The organism is Nocardia sp. NPDC003726 (assembly GCF_053586955.1).
Window position 1 is genome coordinate 82,802 of sequence record NZ_JBSFNF010000025.1, and the last position, 18,968, is coordinate 101,769.

The 18,968-nt window shown below is 69.8% G+C and carries 19 protein-coding genes; 10 read left to right on the top strand and 9 right to left on the bottom strand.

The features are described 5' to 3' along the window. Positions 1–70: 70 nt before the first annotated feature. The 3 genes from ACWDMM_RS27275 to ACWDMM_RS27285 all read left to right on the top strand — a co-directional run bounded on the left by ACWDMM_RS27275 (position 71) and on the right by ACWDMM_RS27285 (position 4,642). Entirely contained in the window at positions 71–271 is a 201-nt protein-coding gene (locus tag ACWDMM_RS27275) for a hypothetical protein (RefSeq protein WP_084488747.1), read from the top strand. 263 nt (positions 272–534) lie between these two features. Further along, positions 535–3,669 carry an isoleucine--tRNA ligase gene (gene ileS, locus ACWDMM_RS27280; RefSeq protein ID WP_195077873.1) on the top strand — a complete coding sequence of 1,045 codons (3,135 nt, stop codon included), beginning with the start codon at positions 535–537 and terminating at the stop codon, positions 3,667–3,669. Positions 3,670–4,096: 427 nt separating this feature from the next. Next, positions 4,097–4,642: an NlpC/P60 family protein gene (locus ACWDMM_RS27285; protein ID WP_323124697.1), complete on the top strand. Its 546-nt coding sequence runs from the start codon at positions 4,097–4,099 to the stop codon at positions 4,640–4,642. Positions 4,643–4,831: 189 nt separating this feature from the next. Here the strand turns inward: ACWDMM_RS27285 and ACWDMM_RS27290 are convergent, their stop codons facing one another. Continuing rightward, complete coding sequence (locus ACWDMM_RS27290) at positions 4,832–5,719, bottom strand: UTP--glucose-1-phosphate uridylyltransferase (RefSeq protein WP_357112719.1); 888 nt, start codon at positions 5,717–5,719, stop codon at positions 4,832–4,834. Positions 5,720–6,118: 399 nt separating this feature from the next. On the opposite strand from ACWDMM_RS27290, the gene ACWDMM_RS27295 reads away from it, so the two are divergent. Both ACWDMM_RS27295 and ACWDMM_RS27300 read left to right on the top strand, forming a co-directional pair. Then, positions 6,119–7,441 carry a DNA polymerase IV gene (locus tag ACWDMM_RS27295; protein ID WP_397070145.1) on the top strand — a complete coding sequence of 441 codons (1,323 nt, stop codon included), beginning with the start codon at positions 6,119–6,121 and terminating at the stop codon, positions 7,439–7,441. Positions 7,442–7,622: 181 nt separating this feature from the next. Then, positions 7,623–8,123 (top strand): hypothetical protein, encoded by a 501-nt coding sequence (locus ACWDMM_RS27300; RefSeq protein WP_195077875.1) that lies wholly within the window; start codon positions 7,623–7,625, stop codon positions 8,121–8,123. Positions 8,124–8,227: 104 nt separating this feature from the next. On the opposite strand, the gene ACWDMM_RS27305 is transcribed toward ACWDMM_RS27300, so the two are convergent. From ACWDMM_RS27305 to rarD, 4 genes are all read right to left on the bottom strand, one after another. Beyond that, positions 8,228–8,731 (bottom strand): PaaI family thioesterase, encoded by a 504-nt coding sequence (locus ACWDMM_RS27305; RefSeq protein ID WP_449940158.1) that lies wholly within the window; start codon positions 8,729–8,731, stop codon positions 8,228–8,230. 76 nt (positions 8,732–8,807) lie between these two features. Further along, a complete protein-coding gene (locus ACWDMM_RS27310; protein WP_357112724.1) occupies positions 8,808–8,975 on the bottom strand; it encodes a PIN domain-containing protein in 168 nt (55 codons plus the stop codon). Positions 8,976–9,066: 91 nt separating this feature from the next. Further along, positions 9,067–9,321 carry a type II toxin-antitoxin system Phd/YefM family antitoxin gene (locus tag ACWDMM_RS27315; RefSeq protein ID WP_357112727.1) on the bottom strand — a complete coding sequence of 85 codons (255 nt, stop codon included), beginning with the start codon at positions 9,319–9,321 and terminating at the stop codon, positions 9,067–9,069. A gap of 50 nt (positions 9,322–9,371) precedes the next feature. Further along, positions 9,372–10,316, bottom strand: a complete 945-nt coding sequence (rarD, locus tag ACWDMM_RS27320; RefSeq protein WP_397070147.1) for an EamA family transporter RarD — start codon at positions 10,314–10,316, stop codon at positions 9,372–9,374. A gap of 33 nt (positions 10,317–10,349) precedes the next feature. Between rarD and ACWDMM_RS27325 the strand changes: the two genes are divergently transcribed. Both ACWDMM_RS27325 and ACWDMM_RS27330 read left to right on the top strand, forming a co-directional pair. Then, positions 10,350–12,773, top strand: a complete 2,424-nt coding sequence (locus ACWDMM_RS27325; protein ID WP_449940161.1) for an HAD-IC family P-type ATPase — start codon at positions 10,350–10,352, stop codon at positions 12,771–12,773. A gap of 81 nt (positions 12,774–12,854) precedes the next feature. Beyond that, complete coding sequence (locus tag ACWDMM_RS27330) at positions 12,855–13,673, top strand: PhzF family phenazine biosynthesis protein (RefSeq protein ID WP_195077880.1); 819 nt, start codon at positions 12,855–12,857, stop codon at positions 13,671–13,673. Between the two features lies 1 nt (position 13,674). On the opposite strand, the gene ACWDMM_RS27335 is transcribed toward ACWDMM_RS27330, so the two are convergent. The 3 genes from ACWDMM_RS27335 to lspA are packed head-to-tail and all read right to left on the bottom strand — an operon-like array spanning position 13,675 to position 15,852. Next, the gene (locus ACWDMM_RS27335; protein WP_449940163.1) at positions 13,675–14,340 is read right to left on the bottom strand and encodes a hypothetical protein; all 666 of its coding nucleotides are present in this window, start codon (positions 14,338–14,340) and stop codon (positions 13,675–13,677) included. Further along, positions 14,333–15,259: an RluA family pseudouridine synthase gene (locus ACWDMM_RS27340; RefSeq protein ID WP_067811124.1), complete on the bottom strand. Its 927-nt coding sequence runs from the start codon at positions 15,257–15,259 to the stop codon at positions 14,333–14,335. The genes ACWDMM_RS27335 and ACWDMM_RS27340 overlap by 8 nt, the downstream gene beginning before the upstream one ends. Beyond that, entirely contained in the window at positions 15,256–15,852 is a 597-nt protein-coding gene (gene lspA / locus ACWDMM_RS27345; RefSeq protein WP_195077882.1) for a signal peptidase II, read from the bottom strand. The genes ACWDMM_RS27340 and lspA overlap by 4 nt, the downstream gene beginning before the upstream one ends. 211 nt (positions 15,853–16,063) lie before the next feature. On the opposite strand from lspA, the gene ACWDMM_RS27350 reads away from it, so the two are divergent. The 3 genes from ACWDMM_RS27350 to ACWDMM_RS27360 all read left to right on the top strand — a co-directional run bounded on the left by ACWDMM_RS27350 (position 16,064) and on the right by ACWDMM_RS27360 (position 18,218). Next, a complete protein-coding gene (locus ACWDMM_RS27350; RefSeq protein WP_195077961.1) occupies positions 16,064–16,954 on the top strand; it encodes a hypothetical protein in 891 nt (296 codons plus the stop codon). Next, a complete protein-coding gene (locus ACWDMM_RS27355; RefSeq protein ID WP_357112745.1) occupies positions 16,951–17,667 on the top strand; it encodes a hypothetical protein in 717 nt (238 codons plus the stop codon). Before ACWDMM_RS27350 ends, ACWDMM_RS27355 begins: the two co-directional genes overlap by 4 nt. Before the next feature lie 83 nt (positions 17,668–17,750). Beyond that, on the top strand, positions 17,751–18,218 hold the full coding sequence (locus ACWDMM_RS27360) for a VOC family protein (protein ID WP_195077883.1): 468 nt from the start codon (positions 17,751–17,753) through the stop codon (positions 18,216–18,218). 16 nt (positions 18,219–18,234) lie between these two features. Here ACWDMM_RS27360 and ACWDMM_RS27365 read toward each other — a convergent pair whose 3' ends face one another. After that, positions 18,235–18,696 carry a Rieske (2Fe-2S) protein gene (locus tag ACWDMM_RS27365; protein WP_195077884.1) on the bottom strand — a complete coding sequence of 154 codons (462 nt, stop codon included), beginning with the start codon at positions 18,694–18,696 and terminating at the stop codon, positions 18,235–18,237. Positions 18,697–18,968 lie beyond the last annotated feature (272 nt).

The following is an 18,968-nucleotide window of genomic DNA, read 5'->3' on the forward strand; positions in this document are numbered from 1 at the left end:
CGCCCCAGCACAGCAGTTCGCATACCGTTAGAGGAACTGTCGAGCCGCCCGGCATGCCTTGGGGGTCACCATGCTCGTCTTGACACTCGTCCTTGCCGCGATCGGCTTCGCCCTGCTCGTGGCAGCGCTCACCACCGGATCGGTGATCTGGGCGTGGGGCTGCATCGTGGTGTGCGTCATCGGCGCGATGCTCTTGCTGGTGAGTGCTTTGTCCATGCGGAGTCCGGATGGTGATTCCCCGCCGCCTCCTGGTCGTCATGCCAAACGCTGACCTGCGCTGCAAAGTGAGTTGACCGATCCGGCTAGAATCAAACATGAACACGGCGTCGATCCGGCCATCACCGGGGAGCCTTCGGAAGAACGGCGGCCCGGGGGCCGCTCAGTAGAACCGAACGGGTGAGCCCGTCACAGCTCGCGAATGAGAGGTCCGGTGTTCGTCACGCCGGACAAGCGGGGTGGTACCGCGGTTTCGGCGCACCGGGCGCCGACATCGTCCCCGTGCCAAACGACTCGGCACGAGGAGACGTATCCGCGATGGCGGACCACACTTCCAGCAACAGCGCGTACCCGCGCGTCGACCTGAGCGTCGGCAGCGGGGCGTCGTTCCCCGAGATGGAGCGCCGCGTGCTCGACGCGTGGGCGGCCGCCGACACTTTCCGCGCGAGCATCGAAAACCGTTCCGGCGCAGCCGAATTCGTCTTCTACGACGGGCCGCCCTTTGCCAACGGTCTGCCGCATTACGGACATTTGCTCACCGGATACGTCAAAGACCTCGTCCCGCGTTTCCAGACGATGCGCGGCAAGCGGGTCGACCGGCGATTCGGCTGGGACTGCCACGGATTGCCCGCGGAAATCGAAGCCGAAAAGCAGCTCGGTATCACGGACAAATCACAGATCGATGCGATGGGGCTCGCGGAATTCAACGCGGCCTGCAAAACATCGGTGCTGCGCTACACCGGGGAATGGCGCGACTACGTGACCCGCCAGGCCCGCTGGGTCGACTTCGACAACGACTACAAGACGCTGGACACCGACTTCATGGAGTCGGTGATGTGGGCGTTCAAGTCGCTGTACGACAAAGGGCTGATCTATCAGGGCTTCCGGGTGCTGCCCTACAGCTGGTACGAGCAGACGCCGCTGTCGAATCAGGAAACCCGCCTCGACGACGCCTACAAGATGCGCCAGGATCCTGCGGTCACCGTCGACATGGCGTTGCGCGTGCCCGCCGAGCATCCGCTGCACGAACTCGACGGCGCCAACGCGCTGATCTGGACCACCACGCCGTGGACGCTGCCGTCCAACTTGGCGATCGCGGTGCACCCCGACGTCCGCTACGTGCACCTGCGCGCGGCCGACGGCAAACGCTATGTGCTCGCGGCCGAACGGGTCTCGCACTACGCGCGGGAGTTCGGCGAGGAGCCGGAGGTGCTCGCGGAGTTCGACGGCGCCGCGCTGGCCGAGCTGTCCTACGCGCCGCCGTTCGACTTCTTCGCCGGCCACCCCAACGCCCACCGTGTGCTCACCGCCGACTACGTGACCACCGACTCGGGCACCGGCATCGTGCATCTGGCGCCCGCGTTCGGTGAGGAGGACATGGACGTCGCCTCCGCCCACGGCATCGAACTGGTGCAGCCGCTGGATCCGGGCGGCAAGTTCACCTCGATGGTTCCGCCGTACGAGGGCCTGATGGTGTTCGACGCCAACCCGGTGATCATCAAGGACCTCAAGGCCGCCGGGAAGCTGTTGCGGCACGAGACGATCGAGCACTCCTACCCGCACAGCTGGCGCTCCGGGCAGCCGCTGATCTACATGGCCGTGCCGTCCTGGTTCGTCGCGGTGACCAAGTTCCGCGACCGCATGGTGGAGCTGAACAAGCAGATCACCTGGGTGCCCGAGCACATCCGCGACGGCCAGTTCGGCAAGTGGCTGGAAGGCGCGCGCGACTGGAACATCAGCCGCAACCGCTACTGGGGCAGCCCGATCCCCGTCTGGGTGTCCGACGACCCGGCCTACCCGCGCGTCGACGTCTACGGCTCGCTGGACGAGCTCGAGCGCGACTTCGGTGTGCGCCCGACCGATCTGCACCGTCCGATGATCGACGAGCTCACCCGGCCGAATCCCGACGACCCGACCGGCAAGTCGACCATGCGCCGGGTGCCGGAGGTGCTGGACTGCTGGTTCGAGTCCGGTTCGATGCCGTATGCCCAGGTGCACTACCCGTTCGAGAACAAGGAGTGGTTCGACAGCCATTTCCCCGGCGATTTCATCGTCGAGTACAACGGGCAGACCCGCGGCTGGTTCTACACGCTGCACGTGCTGGCGACGGCCCTGTTCGACAGCCCGGCGTTCAAGACCGTGGCCGCGCACGGCATCGTGCTCGGTGACGACGGCTTGAAGATGAGCAAGTCCAAGGGCAACTACCCGGACGTCAACGAGGTGTTCGACCGGGACGGCTCGGACGCGATGCGCTGGTTCCTGATGAGTTCGCCGATCCTGCGCGGCGGCAATCTCATCGTCACCGAGCGCGGCATCCGCGAGGGCGTGAGCCACGCGCTGCGGCCGCTGTGGAACGCGTGGACCTTCCTGCAGCTGTACGCCTCGAAGCCCGGTGTGTGGCGCACGGATTCGCCGCACGTGCTGGACCGCTACATCCTCGCGAAGCTGGCGCGCACCAGGGACGTCATCACCGAGGCGCTGGAGACCTACGACATCGCAGGCGCCTGCGAGGAACTGCGCTCCTTCGCCGACGCGCTGACCAACTGGTACGTGCGGCGCTCGCGCTCCCGGTTCTGGAGCGAGGACCGCGACGCGGTGGACACCCTGCACACGGTGCTCGAGGTGGTCACCAGGCTGGCCGCGCCGCTGCTGCCGCTGATCACCGAGGTGATCTGGCGCGGGCTGACCGGCGGCGAGTCGGTGCACCTGGCCGACTGGCCGAAGGAGGGCGAGCTGCCGGACGATCCGGAGCTGGTCGCCGCCATGGACGAGGTGCGGGTGGTGTGCTCGACGGTGCTGAGCCTGCGCAAGGCGCAGAACCTGCGGGTGCGGCTGCCGCTGGCCGAGGTCACCATCGCCGCGGCCGACGCGGAGCGGCTGGCGCCGTTCGCCGACATCGTCGCCGACGAGGTCAACGTCAAGAAGGTCGATCTGACCACCGACGTGGACGCGCACGGCCGGTTCGAGCTGGTGGTCAACGCCCGCGCCGCGGGACCGCGACTGGGCAAGGACGTGCAGGCAGTGATCAAAGCGGTCAAGGCGGGCGAGTGGTCGGAGGACGCCGACGGCACGGTCCGCGCGGCCGGGATCGCCCTGCTGCCTGAGGAGTACACCCAGCGCCTGGTCGCGGCCGAACCCGAGTCGACCGCGGCGCTGCCGGGCAACGCGGGCCTCGTGGTGCTGAACTCGGTGGTCACCGAGGAACTGGAGGCCGAGGGCTGGGCGCGGGACCTGATCCGCGACCTGCAGGAGACCAGGAAGTCCGCCGGGCTGGACGTCTCCGACCGCATCACCGTGGTGCTGGACGTCCCGGCGGACCGGGCCGCGTGGGCCGAGACGCATCGTGACCTGATCGCGGGTGAGATCCTGGCCACCACGCTGACCTTCGGCGACGCCGGCCCGGAAGCCGCCGATCTGGTCGGCGGTGTACGCGCGAAGATCGCCAAGGCCTGAGCGTCGGGTACTTCGGCGAGCCGGGGCGGGACCGAAAGGTCCCGCCCCGGCTTTTTCGGGTCGGTACGGCGGACGACGTACGCATCGCCCCGCGACCGGACCGCTACCCAGCAGCAAGGTGCTCGGCTTCCGGCATCGGCGGCCACCGTCACCACATAGTGATTTAGATCACATGCTGAGAGTTTGCTGATTCCCGACAATTCGCCGATATCCCAGGCACAATCTGCGATGTCGCTACTGTTGCCCAGGCGTTCTCAGGGGGCGGCAGTTTCTCTTTTTCGCGTGTCGTACTTGGGATTCGGCCGTGCTGGGAACGTGTCCGGCGCGGGTGGCCGCGGCTCCGCATCGGGGACCGCTGCCGATGCCATATGTTAGCCAGGCTGCCGATCGGCGGCCAGTCAACTGCGCCCATGGAAGGGGCGAGTACGTGCCGAGAAAATCGTTGCATCGCATCGCACTCGGATTCTTGCTCTCGATCATCGCGACTCTTCTGCTCGCCGGACCGGCGTGGGCCGACACCGGCAGCGCCTCCGGCAGCGGGCCGGGCAGCGCGTCATCCGGTTCGTCGGGCACCGGCAGTTCGTCGTCCGGCAGCGCCAGCGGCTCGGCCGACCTGCCGATACCCAGTGTGTTCGGCGTCGGAGCGCTGGCCGCGGCGACGACGCAGATCGGCAAGCCCTACGAATGGGGCGGCACCGGCCCCGACAGCTGGGACTGCTCGGGCCTCGTGCAGTGGGCGTATCGCCAGGTCGGCGTGCGCCTTCCGCGGACCACCTGGCAGCAGGCGAAGGTGGGCGCGCCCGTCCCGCGTGGTTCGCTGTCGCTCGGCGACGTGATCGTGCTGAACAGCGACGGTTCGCACGTCGGTATCTACGCGGGCAACGGCCAGGTGCTCAACGCCTACGGGCAGGGCGTGCCGGTCGGCTTCACTCCGCTGGACGAATTCGACATCTACGCCATCCGTCGCTTCTGAGCGCACCCGGCGCGGCTACGCCCGCGCGGAAACGGCCCCGACCCGCGAATGTGGGCCGGGGCCGCGGCGACTCGGCCGTGCCCGCCGTCGGACGGGAGCGGCACCGGTGCGCCGACGCCGGATGCCACCCTGGTCACCGCTCGGCGCGGGGCGGACAGCACCGCCGCGCTCCGGGTGGCCGGGGTGCGGTCAGTCGCCGAGGTCGTCGGCGAGGGTGCGCAGCAGCGGTCCGTACTGCTGATGGGCCAGCGCCGAGGCGAATTGCGCCACCAGATAGTCGGCCGGGTTGCCGGTGTCATACCACCGGCCGCGGATGACCTGGCCGTAGACCGGATTGTTCGCCGCGTGCACGTTGATCGCGTCGGTGAGATACACCTCGCCGGTGCGGTGTTCGTACCACGCTTCGGTCTGCCTGCGCAGCTCGTCGATGATGCCGGGGGTGACGACGTAGCCGCCGATCGCGGCGAAGGACGACGGCGCGTCCTTCGGCTTCGGCTTCTCCCGCAGGCCGGTGATGCGCAGCAGGCCGTTGCCGTGATCGTCGGCGACCACCGGAACGCCGTAGCGCTGCGACTCGGCGGGATCCATCGGCATCAGCGCCAGCACCGGGGCTCCGGTGGCCTCGTAGGCGTCGATGAGCTGCTGGGCGCGGGGCACGTCGGCGACGAATACGTCGTCCGGCCACAGCACCAGCATGGGCTCGTCGCCCAGATTGCGGGCGGCGTTGAGCACCGGGGTGCCGTTGCCGTAGGGTCCGTGCTGGTCCAGGTAGGTGATGTGGCCGAGCCGCGACAGCTCGCCGACCTCTTCGACAGCGTCGGCGAAGGCGGTCTTGCCGTCCGCGCGCAGCTGGGCCACCAGTGCGGGATTGGGCCGGAAGTGATCCTGGATGAGTGATTTTCCGCTGCTGACCACGATGGTGATGTCGGTGATGCCCGAAGCGACCAGCTCGCGGACCGTGTGCTCGATCACCGGCTTGTCGCCGACCGGCAGCATCTCCTTGGGGATGGCCTTGGTCAGCGGAAGCAGCCGGGAGCCGATACCGGCGGCCGGGATGACGGCCTTGCGGATATTCATGGGTCCGATCATCACATATCGGACCGAGGGTCCGGCCCCGTCCCCGCGGCACGTCGGCGGTTATTTCAGGACTGTCCGGTACCGGGTTCGGCGCGGAAAAGGGCAGATCAACGCCGTCGCGGCGGGACGGATCGGCCTGCGGAGGCGCGAGCGAGGGCGGGGCGATACCGACAGGTAACCAGCAGCTAGCGCACAGCCACCGGACAGCGTCACCGCCGCGCCCGGACTGTCGGTGCACGGGCGTACATTGCACCCGTGCGTACCGAGAAACCGACCGTCGAGCGCGTGGCCGCGCCGTCGACGGGGATCGGGAACACCTCCGGCGCAAGCCCGGCGAGCCCGCCGCCGGTGCTCGCCGACGCGGACAGCGCCGCACGGCGCTGGGTGCTGCACATCGACATGGACGCGTTCTTCGCCTCCGTCGAACAGCTGACCCGGCCGACGTTGCGCGGCAGGCCGGTGCTGGTCGGCGGGACGGGCGGACGCGGCGTGGTCGCCGGAGCCAGTTACGAGGCGCGCGTGTTCGGCGCCCGGTCGGCGATGCCGATGCATCAGGCGCGCCGGCTGGTCGGCGTCACCGCGGTGGTGGTGCCGCCGCGGGGAGCGGTCTACGGCGTGGTCAGCGGGCAGGTGTTCGACGCGCTGCGCAGCCGGATCCCGGTGCTGGAGACGTTGTCGTACGACGAGGCGTTCGGCGAGCCCGCCGAGCTGGCCGGCGCGACGGTCGCCCGGGTGCACGCGTTCTGCGAGGAATTGCGCGCCGTGGTGCGCGCACGCACCGGGTTGACCGCCTCGGTGGGCGCGGGCACCGGAAAACAGCTGGCCAAGATCGCCTCCGGCTTGGCCAAACCCGATGGGGTGCGAGTGATCTCGCCGGTCGAGCAGCCGCGCCTGCTCGCGGGTCTTCCGGTGCGCAAGCTGTGGGGGATCGGCCCGGTCGCGGAGGGCCGGTTGCGCTCGCTGGGCATCGAGACCGTCGGCGCGTTCGCCGCGCTGCCGGAATCGGAGGCGATGTCGATCCTCGGCGGCAGCATCGGCGCCGCGTTGCACCGGCTGGCGCGCGGCATCGATGACCGTCCGGTCGCCGAACGCACCGAGGCGAAACAGATCAGCGCCGAGACAACCTACGAAACCGACATCGTCAGTCTCGAGCAGCTGCGTCCTGCCATCGAGGACATGGCCGCCGCGGCGCACCGGCGTCTGACCGGTGACGGGCGTGCCGCGCGCACGGTGGTGCTGAAGTTGAAGAAGTCCGATATGAGCATCGTCACCCGCTCCTTCACACTGCCTTATGCAACCGAGGATCTGGCCACGCTCGCCGCCGCCGCGCAGCGCTCCGCGCTCGACCCGAGGGAGCTGGGCCCGATCCGTCTCGTCGGCGTCGGCTACGGCGGCCTGTCCACCGTCCGCCAGGAATCGCTGTTCCCCGAACTGGATCGCGGCACGGCCGAAATCGCTTCGGCGCGGCCCGAACCCGAACAGCCGCAGGTCGCTGACCTCGGCGATGCCGACCGCACCGCGCCGGTCCTGCCCATCGCCGCCTGGCATCCCGGCATGGACGTGTCGCATCCCGAGCACGGTCACGGGTGGGTGCAGGGCGCCGGGCTCGGCGTCGTGACCGTCCGCTTCGAAACCCGTTCCACCGGCCCGGGTCCCGCGCGCACCTTCGCCGCCGACGATGCCGCGCTCACCCGGGCCGATCCGCTGGGCAGTCTGCGCTGAGATCCGGGCTCGCGGCTCGACATCGCCCGGCCGGGCGCGTACGTTCGCTGCCGACGACCATCGCCGGTCCGGCTGACGCCGCCCGGGGCCGGTAGCCTGGGACCTCGTGCAGCGCCGCCGGTTCGGGGGCGGCTGCCATGGTGAACACGACACGGACCTCTCGAACGCAAAGGACGAGCAGTTGAAGCTTCGTAAGACTGGACGCATCGCGATCGCCGGACTGGCCATCGTCGCCGCGCTTGGCCTGACCGCCTGTGGTGGCGACGACAAGGACAGCAAGCCCGCCGCCAAGACGTCGACCAGCGCCAAGGCGTCGGCGACCGCGAGCGCGAACCTGCCGCCGGTCCCGACCCCCGCGGAGCTGAACACCGCCCTCGCCCGTGCGCTCGACCCGTCGGTGCCCGCCTCCGAGAAGCTGGACAACGTCCAGGGCGCCGAGGCCGACCCGACGCTGCCGGACCGCCTGTCCCAGGCCGCGTCGGGCGCCGACGTGAAGATCGAGGTCACCGACGTCACCTCCTTCGGCGACAGCGTGAACGCGAAGGCCAAGTTCACCCTCAACGGCCAGGAGAACATCGTCGACGTGCCGTTCGTCGCCGACAACGGCAAGTGGAAGATCCAGAAGGCATGGGCCTGCACCATGCTGACCAACCTCGGTCAGCAGTCGGTGGCCTGCAGCTGAGTGCACTCGACGGCCGGTCGCCGGGGCTCCGCCTCGGCGACCGGCCGTCGTCGTAGGAAAAGCTCTGGCGCACTTCATACTTCGCATAACACCCGGTGCGCCGCTCAGAGTATGCGCAGAATCGCGTACATCGAGGTGGCCTGCGCGTACAGCTCGCCGTCTTCGGCGCCGATCAGCCGGGCCTCGGCGCTGGCCGTGGTGGGGCCGACGTGGACCGCGGTGCCTTCGCAGCGCAGCTTTCCGGTGTCGCCGCGCACGGCCCGGTGGATGTCCATCCCGATCTTGACCGAGGTGGAACGCGTCCCGCCCGCCAATCGCGTCAACACGGCCGAGCCGAGGGCCGATTCGAGCAGCGTGGCCACGAAGCCGCCGTACACCCCGCCCGTCGGGTCGAGCAGCTGATCGCCCGGCTGGCCTTCGAAGACCACGATTCCGTCGCCGACCTCGACCAGCCGGAAACCGAGTGCGCCCAGGATCGGCGCACCCGGGAATCGTCCGTCCAGGGTGGCCTGCAGCATTTCCCGCCCGGTCATGCCGAGCGGATCGGGAGTCGCGGCGGGTGTTCGCCACGTGTCGGTCCGGGAGCGGAGAGGTCTGGGCGCGGTCATGCATCGACGCTACGGAGCAGCCGCAGCCCGCAGAAGTGTCGGATCCGACACGTTTGCGACCGATCCCGACGAACTGCTACAGCTTCCGCACCGTTAGATCGGGCATCGCTTCGTAATCGCCATCTTGCGTGACCATCGGAATGTCATGTGCCAGTGCGGTTGCTGCGATCCAGCAGTCGTTGATCGGTGATTTGCGCCCGGCGGACCGAAGGCGTGCGATCAGCAGCGCCCAATGGTCCGCCACGGTCTCATCCGCCTCGAGTGGCTGAAACCGTTGCGCGAGCTGGAGCTCGCCAACCTACGTGCCGACACTTCGGGACTCGTCGCTTCACTGTTCACCACGGCAGGTCATCCGTCGTTTCGGTCAGGGTCTCTCGTAGTTCCTGTCGGAGGCCTGTGGTATCCGGGCCGAGGCGAGCCAGTTCTCGGAGAATTTCCGAGGCGGGCACCCATTGCCGCCGCCTGGATATCGGGATGATCTTCGCGACCGGTCGGTTGTCCTCGAGAATCTCGATCTCTTCGCCGGCCTCGACGCGACGCAGTACCTCGGCGGTGTGATTTCGCAGTTCACGAGCGGGCAACGCAGTCATGCTACGCGCGTAGCGACTTGCTACGCGCGTAGCAAACTGCTGCGTCGTGCTCATGGCGTCGACCGGGTTTCGTCCGCGAGCAGGCTGGATTCGGTGGCTCCCGCGCGCGCCGCGCGTCGCGCGCGACGGGTCCGCAGCAGCGCGTCGGCGGTGAAGAGCGCCAGCGCCACCCAGATCAGAGCGAAACCGGCCCACCGGGAGGCGGGCATCGGCTCGTGGGCGACGGCGACGCCCCAGGCCATCTGTAGTGCGGGTGTGAGGTATTGCAGCAGGCCCATGGTGGACAGCGCGACCCGCTGGGCGGCGACGGCGAACAGCAGCAGCGGAAGCAGGGTGACCGGCCCGGTGGCCACCATCAACACGGTATGTCCCGCTCCGGTGGCGAATTCGCTGTGCCCGGTGATCGCGAGGGCGATCACGAACGCCAGCGCGAAGGGCGCGGCGACGATGCCCTCGGCCGCGATGCCGCGCAGCGCGTCCAGCGGGATCACCTTCTTCACCAAGCCGTAGGTGGCGAAGGAACAGGCCAGTGCCAAGGCGATGATCGGTGGTCTGCCGTAGTCGACGGTGAGCACGGCCACCGCGGTCGCGCCGAGCGCGAGCGCGGCCCACTGGGCGGCGGCCAATCGCTCCCGGAAGATCACCACCCCGAACGCGACGGTGACCAGCGGGTTGATGAAGTAGCCGAGCGCGCACTCCACGACGTGCCCGGAGATGACCCCGTAGACGTACACGCCCCAGTTCAGCGTGATCGCGGCCGAGGCGACGGCCGCGAGGCGCCAGACCCGGCCGCCGATGCCGCGCAGCTCGCGGATCCGGCCGGTTACGGCGAGTACCGCCAGCACCACCACCAGCGTCCAGACGACCCGCTGCGCCACCACCTCGCCCGGGCCTGCGAATGCCAGCAACCCGAAGAACGCGGGGAAAAGTCCCCACAAGAAGTACGCGCTCGCTCCGAACGCCACACCGGGGATGGACCTGCTTCGCCGCACGATGTACGAACGTAGTTGTCACGTAGCCTTGCGGTCATGTCGATTACCGTGCAGGCGTCGGGCGCCACCGGATTGACCGCGGCCGAGGTCGAGCGACGCCGCCGCGACGGGCTGACCAACGACGTCCCCGATCGCGCGAGCCGTTCGGTTCGCGACATCGTGCGCGCGAACGTCTTCACCAGGATCAACGCCATCCTCGGGGTCCTGTTCGTGCTGGTACTGGCCACCGGATCGATCATCGACGGCATGTTCGGCCTGCTGATCGTCGCCAACAGCGCGGTCGGCATCATCCAGGAGATCCGCGCCAAACGCACCCTGGACGAGCTGGCCATCGTCAGTCAGGCCAAGCCGACCGTCCGCAGGGACGGCAGGGCCGTCGAGGTCGCGCCGCACGAGGTGGTGCTCGACGACCTGATCGAACTCGGTCCGGGCGACCAGATCGTGGTGGACGGAACGGTCGAGGAATCCGCGCAGCTCGAGGTGGACGAGTCGTTGCTCACCGGCGAGGCCGACCCGATCGACAAGGCGATCGGTGCCACCGTGATGTCGGGCAGCTACGTGGTGTCCGGGTCCGGCGCCTACCGCGCCACCAAGGTCGGCAGGGACGCCTACGCGGCGCGGCTGGCCGAGGAGGCGAGCAAGTTCACGCTGGTGCACTCCGAGCTGCGCAGCGGTATCGACAAGATTCTGAAGTTCATCACCTACTTGCTGATCCCCGCAGGTCTGCTGAGCATCTACAACCAGCTGGTCTCCAGCAACGAGTCGTGGCGGCCCGCGGTCACCGGCATGGTGGCCGCGCTGGTGCCGATGGTGCCCGAGGGCCTGGTACTGATGACCTCGATCGCGTTCGCGGTCGGCGTGGTGCGACTGGGCCGGCGGCAGTGCCTGGTCCAGGAATTGCCCGCGATCGAAGGGCTGGCCCGCGTCGACGTGGTCTGCGCGGACAAGACCGGCACGCTCACCGAGAACGGCATGCGGCTGTCGGACCTGAAGATCCTCGGCGCCTTCGACGACACCGAGGTGCGCACCGCGCTGGCCGCGCTCGCCGCCGACGATCCGCGTCCGAACGCGAGCGTGCAAGCGATCACCGAGGCGCTGCCGGACGGTCCCGGCTGGCAGCGCACCGCCGTCGCGCCGTTCTCCTCGGCCAAGAAGTGGAGCGGCTGCTCCTACGGCGAGCACGGCGACTGGCTGCTGGGCGCGCCGGACGTGCTGCTGGACCCGGATTCCGCGGACGCGCGAGTCGCGGAGGAACTCGGCGCCTCCGGTCTGCGCGTGCTGCTGCTGGCGCGCGGTGACCGGGCGGTGGACGCGGCGGACGCCCCCGGCGTCGTTCGGCCCGCCGCCTTGGTCGTGCTGGAACAAAAGGTCCGGCCGGACGCTCGCGACACCCTCGACTACTTCGCCGGCCAGGACGTCTCCATCAAGGTCATCTCGGGCGACAACGCCGTGTCGGTCGGCGCGGTGGCCTCTTCGCTGGATCTGCCCGGCGGCGAGCATCCGGTCGACGCGCGGCAGTTGCCGGAGGACCTCGACGGACTGGCCGACGTGCTGGACGGCAACACCACCTTCGGCCGGGTGCGCCCGGATCAGAAGCGCGCCATGGTGTCGGCCTTGCAGGCGCGCGGGCACACGGTGGCGATGACCGGCGACGGGGTCAACGACGTACTCGCTCTGAAGGATTCGGACATCGGCGTGGCGATGGGCGCGGGCAGCCCGGCGACCAGGGCGGTGGCGCAGATCGTGCTGCTGGACAACAAGTTCGCCACGCTGCCGTACGTGGTCGGCGAGGGCCGCCGGGTGATCGGCAACATCGAGCGGGTCTCGAATCTGTTCCTCACCAAGACCGTCTACTCGGTGCTGCTGGCCTTCCTGGTCGGCATGGCCGGGATCGGATCGCAGATCTTCGACTACGAGCCCATCGGCTACCCGTTCCTGCCGCGCCACGTCACGATCGCGGCCTGGTTCACCATCGGCATTCCGGCGTTCATCCTCTCCCTCGCGCCCAACAACGAGCGGGCCCGCACGGGTTTCGTCGGGCGCGTCATGCGGTTGGCCATCCCGTCGGGGGTGGTGATCGGCGCGGCCACTTTCGTGTCCTACCTGATCGCCTACGCCGGGCCGCACGCCAGCGAGGAGCAGAAGGTCCAGGCGGGCACGACCGCGCTCATCACGCTGATCATGATCGCGGTGTGGGTGCTGGCCATCGTCGCGCGGCCGTACGCGTGGTGGAAGGTGGTGCTGATCGCGGTGTCGGTGGCGGCGTACGTGGTGCTGTTCACCGTTCCGTTCACCCGCGAGTTCTTCAAACTCGACCCGTCCAACCTCGCGCTCACCGGCGCGGCGGTGAGCTGCGGCGTGGTCGGCATCGTGCTCGTGGAGGCGGCCTGGTGGGTGAGCGCGGCGCTGCGCGGAGAGAAGCGGCAACTGCTGCCGAGCTCGCCCGGCGGAGCCGCCTGACAGACTGGACGCCTGACTCGCCGCGCCACGAGAAGCCTTGTGCGAAGCGGCCATTCAGACTTGGAGTACCTTCTGGAGATTATGGAGGTACTGCTGCACCAGATCGACGCGTTCGCCGACGCACCGTTCTCGGGCAACCCGGCCGCGGTGATGCCGCTCCCGTCGTGGCTGCCGGATGCGTTGCTGCAACAGCTGGCCGAGGAGAACAACCTCGCCGAGACCGCGTTCTACACCTCGCGCTTACCTCCCGAAGCGGGCCTGCCGCCGGGCGAGTGGCCCGCGTTCCACCTCCGGTGGTTCACTCCGAGGGTCGAGGTCGCGCTCTGCGGGCACGCCACGCTGGCCAGCGCCGCGCAGATCCTGGCCGACCTGCACCCCGGCGAGGACCGGGTGAGCTTCTACACGCGCAGCGGCTGGCTGCACGTCGACCGCACCGACGACGACGAGTTCGTCCTCGATCTGCCCGCCGTGCCGAGTATCCCGGTGCAGCCCGATCCGGCGCTCGTCGCCGCGCTCGGGGTGCGTCCGGTGAGCGGGTACTCCGGCACCGACGAGGTGATCGTGGTGGCGACCGAACAGGAGGTGCGCGATGTCGCGCCCGTGCTGGCGGCCTTCCCCGCGCTGCCGCGCGCCGCGATCGTCACCGCGCCCGGCGATTCGGTCGACTTCGTCTCCCGCGTCTTCGCCCCGGCCGTCGGCGTCCCGGAGGACCCGGTGACCGGATCGGCGCACGCGCAGCTGGTCCCGCTGTGGAGCGAGCGGCTCGGCCGCACCGAACTGCGCGCAAGGCAGCTGTCGCGCCGCGGCGGAAGCCTGCGCTGCGAGCTGACCGACGACCGGGTGCTGCTGTTCGGACGATGCCGCCGCTACCTCGACGGCGTGGTCACCCTGCCGGACTAGCTCACGGTTGCGGAACCGGTCCGTCGTCGGGCAGTGGCCCCACGACGTCGCGATAGTCGGGCAGCAGCGGGGCCACCGCGAAGCTGCCCGCCACCGCGTCGGCGGGAAGCGCCTGGACCGCGCGAATGCCTTTCTGCCCGGCCAGGTCTCGCAGTTGCGCCGGGGCGCCCCGGACGACCAGCCCGACGACGCAGCCGCAGCCGCCGCGCAGTCGCACGGCGGAGAACGCGACCACGCGCGCGGAGCGCTCGTCGGCGGGGCGGGGCAGCAGCCAGGCCGCGTCGGAGGACGAATCCACGGCCGACGCAACCCCTTCCGGTACGGGCACGGCCACCAGCGGCGTCTGCACGCCGGGCGCGGGCACCCGGTAGAGCACCTGCGCGATACGCAATCCGCCGCTGTGTGCCGGAATGTCGCCGGGCGCGAGGGGCTCGGTGAACGACGCCAGCGCCCAGCGTGGCTCGTCGCCGCCCGCGTCCAGCGAGTCGCGTGCGCGGGCGAGATACTCCGCGACCTGCTCGCCCTGGTCGGGCCCGAGCCGGTCGGTGGACACCGCGGTGCGATACGGCGGATACAGCGCGCCGAGCGCGAGGATCAGCGCGACCAGCGCGACGGCCGCCGCGCCGAGGAGGATTCCGCGCCACGGCGGCACCCGGCGCTCACGCATCGCGCAGGACGTCCAGCGCGTGTCTCAGGTCGTCCGGGTATTCGCTGGTGATCTCCAGGTAGCGGCCGTCGGCGGGGTGCTGGAAGCCCAGCGACCGCGCGTGCAGCCACTGCCGCTGCAGCCCGAGCCGCTCGGCCAGGCGCGGATCGGCGCCGTAGGTGAGATCGCCGCAGCACGGGTGGCGGATCGCGGAGAAGTGCACGCGGATCTGATGGGTGCGGCCGGTCTCCAGGTGGATGTCGAGCAGGCTGGCCGAATGGAACGCCTCGACGGTGTCGTAGTGCGTGACGCTCGGTCGTCCGTCGGCGGTGACCGCGAACTTCCAGTCGTTGCCGCGGGCCCGGCCGATCGGGGCGTCGATGGTGCCGCTGCTGGGGTCGGGATGTCCCTGCACGAGGGCGTGATACCGCTTGTCGACGGTGCGCTGCTTGAACGCGCGCTTGAGCACCGTGTACGCGTGCTCGGACTGCGCGACCACCATCACGCCGGAGGTGCCGACGTCCAGCCGGTGCACGATGCCCTGCCGCTCGTGGGCGCCCGAGGTGGAGATGCGGTACCCGGCGGCGGCGAGCCCGCCGACCACCGTCGGCCCGCTCCAGCCGACGCCGGTGTGCGCGGCCACGCCGACCGGCTTGTCCACCGCGACGATGTCGTCGTCGGCGTAGAGGATCTTCATGCCCTCCACCGGTTCGGCCTCGATGGTCAGTTCCCGCTTCGGCTCCGGGAAGATCACCTCCAGCCAGGCCCCTGCGGTGAGGCGGTCGGATTTGCCTGCGGCGACGCCGTCGAGCTGCACCGACCCCTCCTCGGCGAGCGCGGCCACCGCCGTGCGGGACAGGCCGAGCAGACGGGCCAGGCCCGCGTCGACGCGCATGCCGTCGAGCCCGTCGGGGACGGGCATGGTCCTGGTCTCCCTCATGCCGCGCTGCCCTCGCTCGCACCGGTCTTGCCGTGGCCCACCCGGGTGCCGTTCGGTTCGAAGCCGAACACGGTCAGCACGACCAGCAGGATCGCGCCGCACACGATGGCCGAGTCCGCGACGTTGAACACCGGCCACCAGCCCACCGCGACGAAATCCACCACGTGCCCCTGCAGCGGGCCCGGCGCGCGGAACAGCCGGTCGGCCAGATTGCCGACCGCGCCGCCGAGCACCATGCCCAGTCCGATCGCCCACCCCAGCGAGCGCAGAGTGCGGCCGATGCGCACCACGCCGATGACGACGGCGGCGGCGACCAGGGTCAGCAGCCAGGTCATGCCGGTGGCCATGGAGAACGCGGCGCCCGGATTACGCACCAGGCTCAGGCGCGCGAAGTCGCCGATGATCGGCACCGGATCGCCCGGGGTGAGCTTCGCGACCGCGAGGGTCTTGGTGAGCAGATCCAGGCCGAGCACGACCGCGGCGAGGACGAGCAGTGTCCGCAGGCGCTGCGGCGGAGCCGACACGGTCGTCGGATCTGCGGTGTTCGCTGGGGTTTCCTCGGGCGGCCGGTCGTCACTCACACCGACCATCATCTCTCGAGCGGAATCGAGCGCCGTGCGCGCGTCCGATTGCCGCTGCCCCGCGCCTCGGGCGTTCGCGTGCCGCGCCGACCGGCTCGCATCCGAATGTCCCAGCTGACACTCAGGAATCGGTCGTACCCTGTTGCTCGTGACGGTGTTGTCTTCTCCCCGCCTGCCACGAAGCGCGAGCCATGCCCGTAGCGCGCGCTCGGGTGTGCTGCTCATGGTGCTCGCGGTCGGGCTCTCGGCCCTCGGCGTCGGTTGCGGCGACCGCGCCGAGTCGAGCGGTGAGGCCGACGGAACCGAGCCGCTTGGCATCGGCAAGGAAGTGACCGTGCCGATTCCGGCCGCCGTGACCACGGTCCAATCGGCCGGCGCCGAGCCGCGATCGCTGCTGCGGCCGGAGTATCCGGCCGGCACCGTGCAGCGGGTCACGCTCTACACCGCCCACCACATCGAACAGCGGATCGACGGGCAGCCCAAGCCCGACTTCTCCACCCCGGCTATGACCATTCCCATGACCGCCGAGACCACCGCCGAAGGCATCGATCTCACTCTGGGCACGGTCACCTCGCCGGATCCGACGCTGGCCAAAGCGCTCACCAAGATCGGCGGTTCGCACGCCGGTTTCGACCTCAGTGATCTCGGCGCGATCACCGCCCTGCGCCTCGAGCCGGCGCCCGACGCGTCCAACACCGCGCGCTCCGCCCTCGAGCAGGCGTTCTACCAGGCGGTCTATCGGTCGATCGCGTTCCCGGACGAGCCCGTCGGCGAGGGCGCGGTGTGGACGGTGCGGCAGGAGGTCAACAGCGGCATCCTGCTGGACCAGGTGACCACCGCGACGCTGAGCAAGCGCGACGGCGACCGGCTCACCATCGAACTGCGCGTCACCCAGAAGCCGAAGTCGCCGGTGTGGGACCTGCCCAACAACGCGGGCACCCTGGACATCGACGACTACGCCATGCAGGGCGCGGGCACCATCACGGTGGATCTCGGCTTGCCGCTGCCGGTGGCCGGGTCCATCACCGTCGGCGGGCACCAGGCCTATCGCGACCCGCACAGCGAGAGCACGCTGCAGCAGACGATCGATACGCAGGTGTCGTGGGCCGAATGATCCGCCAGTGCGGAATGCTGGCCGCGCTCGTGCCGCTCGTCGTCGCCGGATGTGGCTCGCAGGAGCCCGCGCCTGCCGGAAAGGCCGATCTTCCCGCGCTGGGTCCGGTCGTTGCCGCGGCCCCCGTGACCACCGCCCCTGAGACCGATTCCGCTCGGCTGCGCGAGCGATTGCTCGGCGACACCGACCTTCCCGCGGGTTTCACCGCGCTGCCGCCTGCGGCCGAACCCGGGGCAGGCGCTGCCAGCGGTTCGCCGACGAATCCGGCCGAATGCGTGAAAGTGCTCGCGCCGCTCGGTGCGCAACGCTCCGGCGCGCTCGCGCGGGCGTCCACGCACTACGCGGGGCCGAATTTCTCCAGCATCGATATCGACGCGGCCAGTTATCCGGCGGACACGGTCGCGGCCGCTTTCGCGGACGTGCAGGGAATTCTGCGTCGCTGCGCGCACTACGCCAGCGCCGACGGCTCCGACATCCCGGTCGACTACCGCGTCGGCGGCCTGGCCCAGCCGCCCGCCGGCGATGCCTGCGCGCCGTTCCAGGTGCGCACCACCAGCGACGACCTGACCCTCGGCTCGTCGGTCGCGATCGTCCAGGTGGGAAGCACGTTGGTGCAGGTCGCGGTGACCGCGCCGGAGTCGGTCGACCCCGGGGTGCTCAGCGCGTTGACCGCGGCCCAGGTGCGCAGAGTGCAAGGCGTCGCCGGACCGTGATTTCCCACGATCCGGCCGAATCGCGCCGGTCGCCGGAATAGGCTCGGCATGGTCCGACACAACGCCTCGACCGGAGGTTTCCGATGTCCGATGTCAAGCCCGTTCCCGAGGGATATCCGGTGGTGTCGCCCGGATTGGCGATCGACGGCGCCGCGGCGGCGATCGATTTCTACAAGAACATCTTCGGCGCGACCGAGCGCATGCGAATGCCGGGTCCGGACGGCAAGATCGCGCATTGTGAGCTGATGTTCGGCGATTCCGTCGTCATGCTCGGCGATTCGGCGCCCGATATGGATTTCCTCGACCCGAAGACGATCGGCGGCACCCCCGTCAACCTGTACGTGTACGTCGAGGACGCCGACGCCGCCTTCGCCGCCGCGCTGGCCGCCGGCGCCAAGGAACTCACGCCCATGACCGACCAGTTCTACGGCGACCGCAGTGGCGCGTTCGAGGACCCGTGGGGGCACCGGTGGACCGTGGCCACCCATGTGGAGGATGTGCCGCCCGACGAGATGGACCGCCGGATGGCCGAGCAGTTCGGCGGCTCCTGAGCGCGGTCGGACCGGCTCAGTCCGCCACCACCGAATCACCGGAGACGCGCACGCCGCGCGGTGCGAGTGGTCTGCTCGCCGGCCCGCGTGCCACCGAGCCGTCCAGCGTGAACCGGCTGCCGTGACAGGCACAGTTGATGGTGCCCCCCGAAACGGTCGCGACCTTGCAGCCGGCATGCGTGCACACCGAGGACAGTCCGACGAAGGTTCCCGCGCTGGGCTGGGTCACCACGATGTCGCCCACGATCACGCCGCCGCCGACGGGGATGTCGGCGGTCTTGGCCAGCGCGTTCGCGGGGCGGTCCGCATCGGCGGGCCGGTCTCCCTGCGCGGCGGGGGTGGCATCGGGCGCGGGGTCGTCCTGGGCGGAGGCGGTGCAGGCGGTGACCGCCGCGGCGGCGATGCCCGCACCGGCGATGACCACACCGCGCCGAGTGCGGAGCTGGTCATGGGTGAGCCAGGGCTCGAGTCGTTTCATCGGATCTCCCTCGAAGGCGCGGCCTGCGCTGTGCCGGTTCCGCGTTCGCCTTGTTCACGGGGAGGGTGATCCGGCGGTTCAATCCGGAATGGAGCGACGGACCCGGACCCCCTCATCTGTTCGTGGCCGGGTCCGCCGCTCCTTGTGGTTACCCGCGGGCGATCGATTCGAACACCTTCGGGTCGACGAGGGTGGAGGTGTCGCCGAGTTCGCGTCCTTCGGCGACGTCGCGTAGGAGGCGGCGCATGATTTTGCCGCTGCGGGTTTTGGGG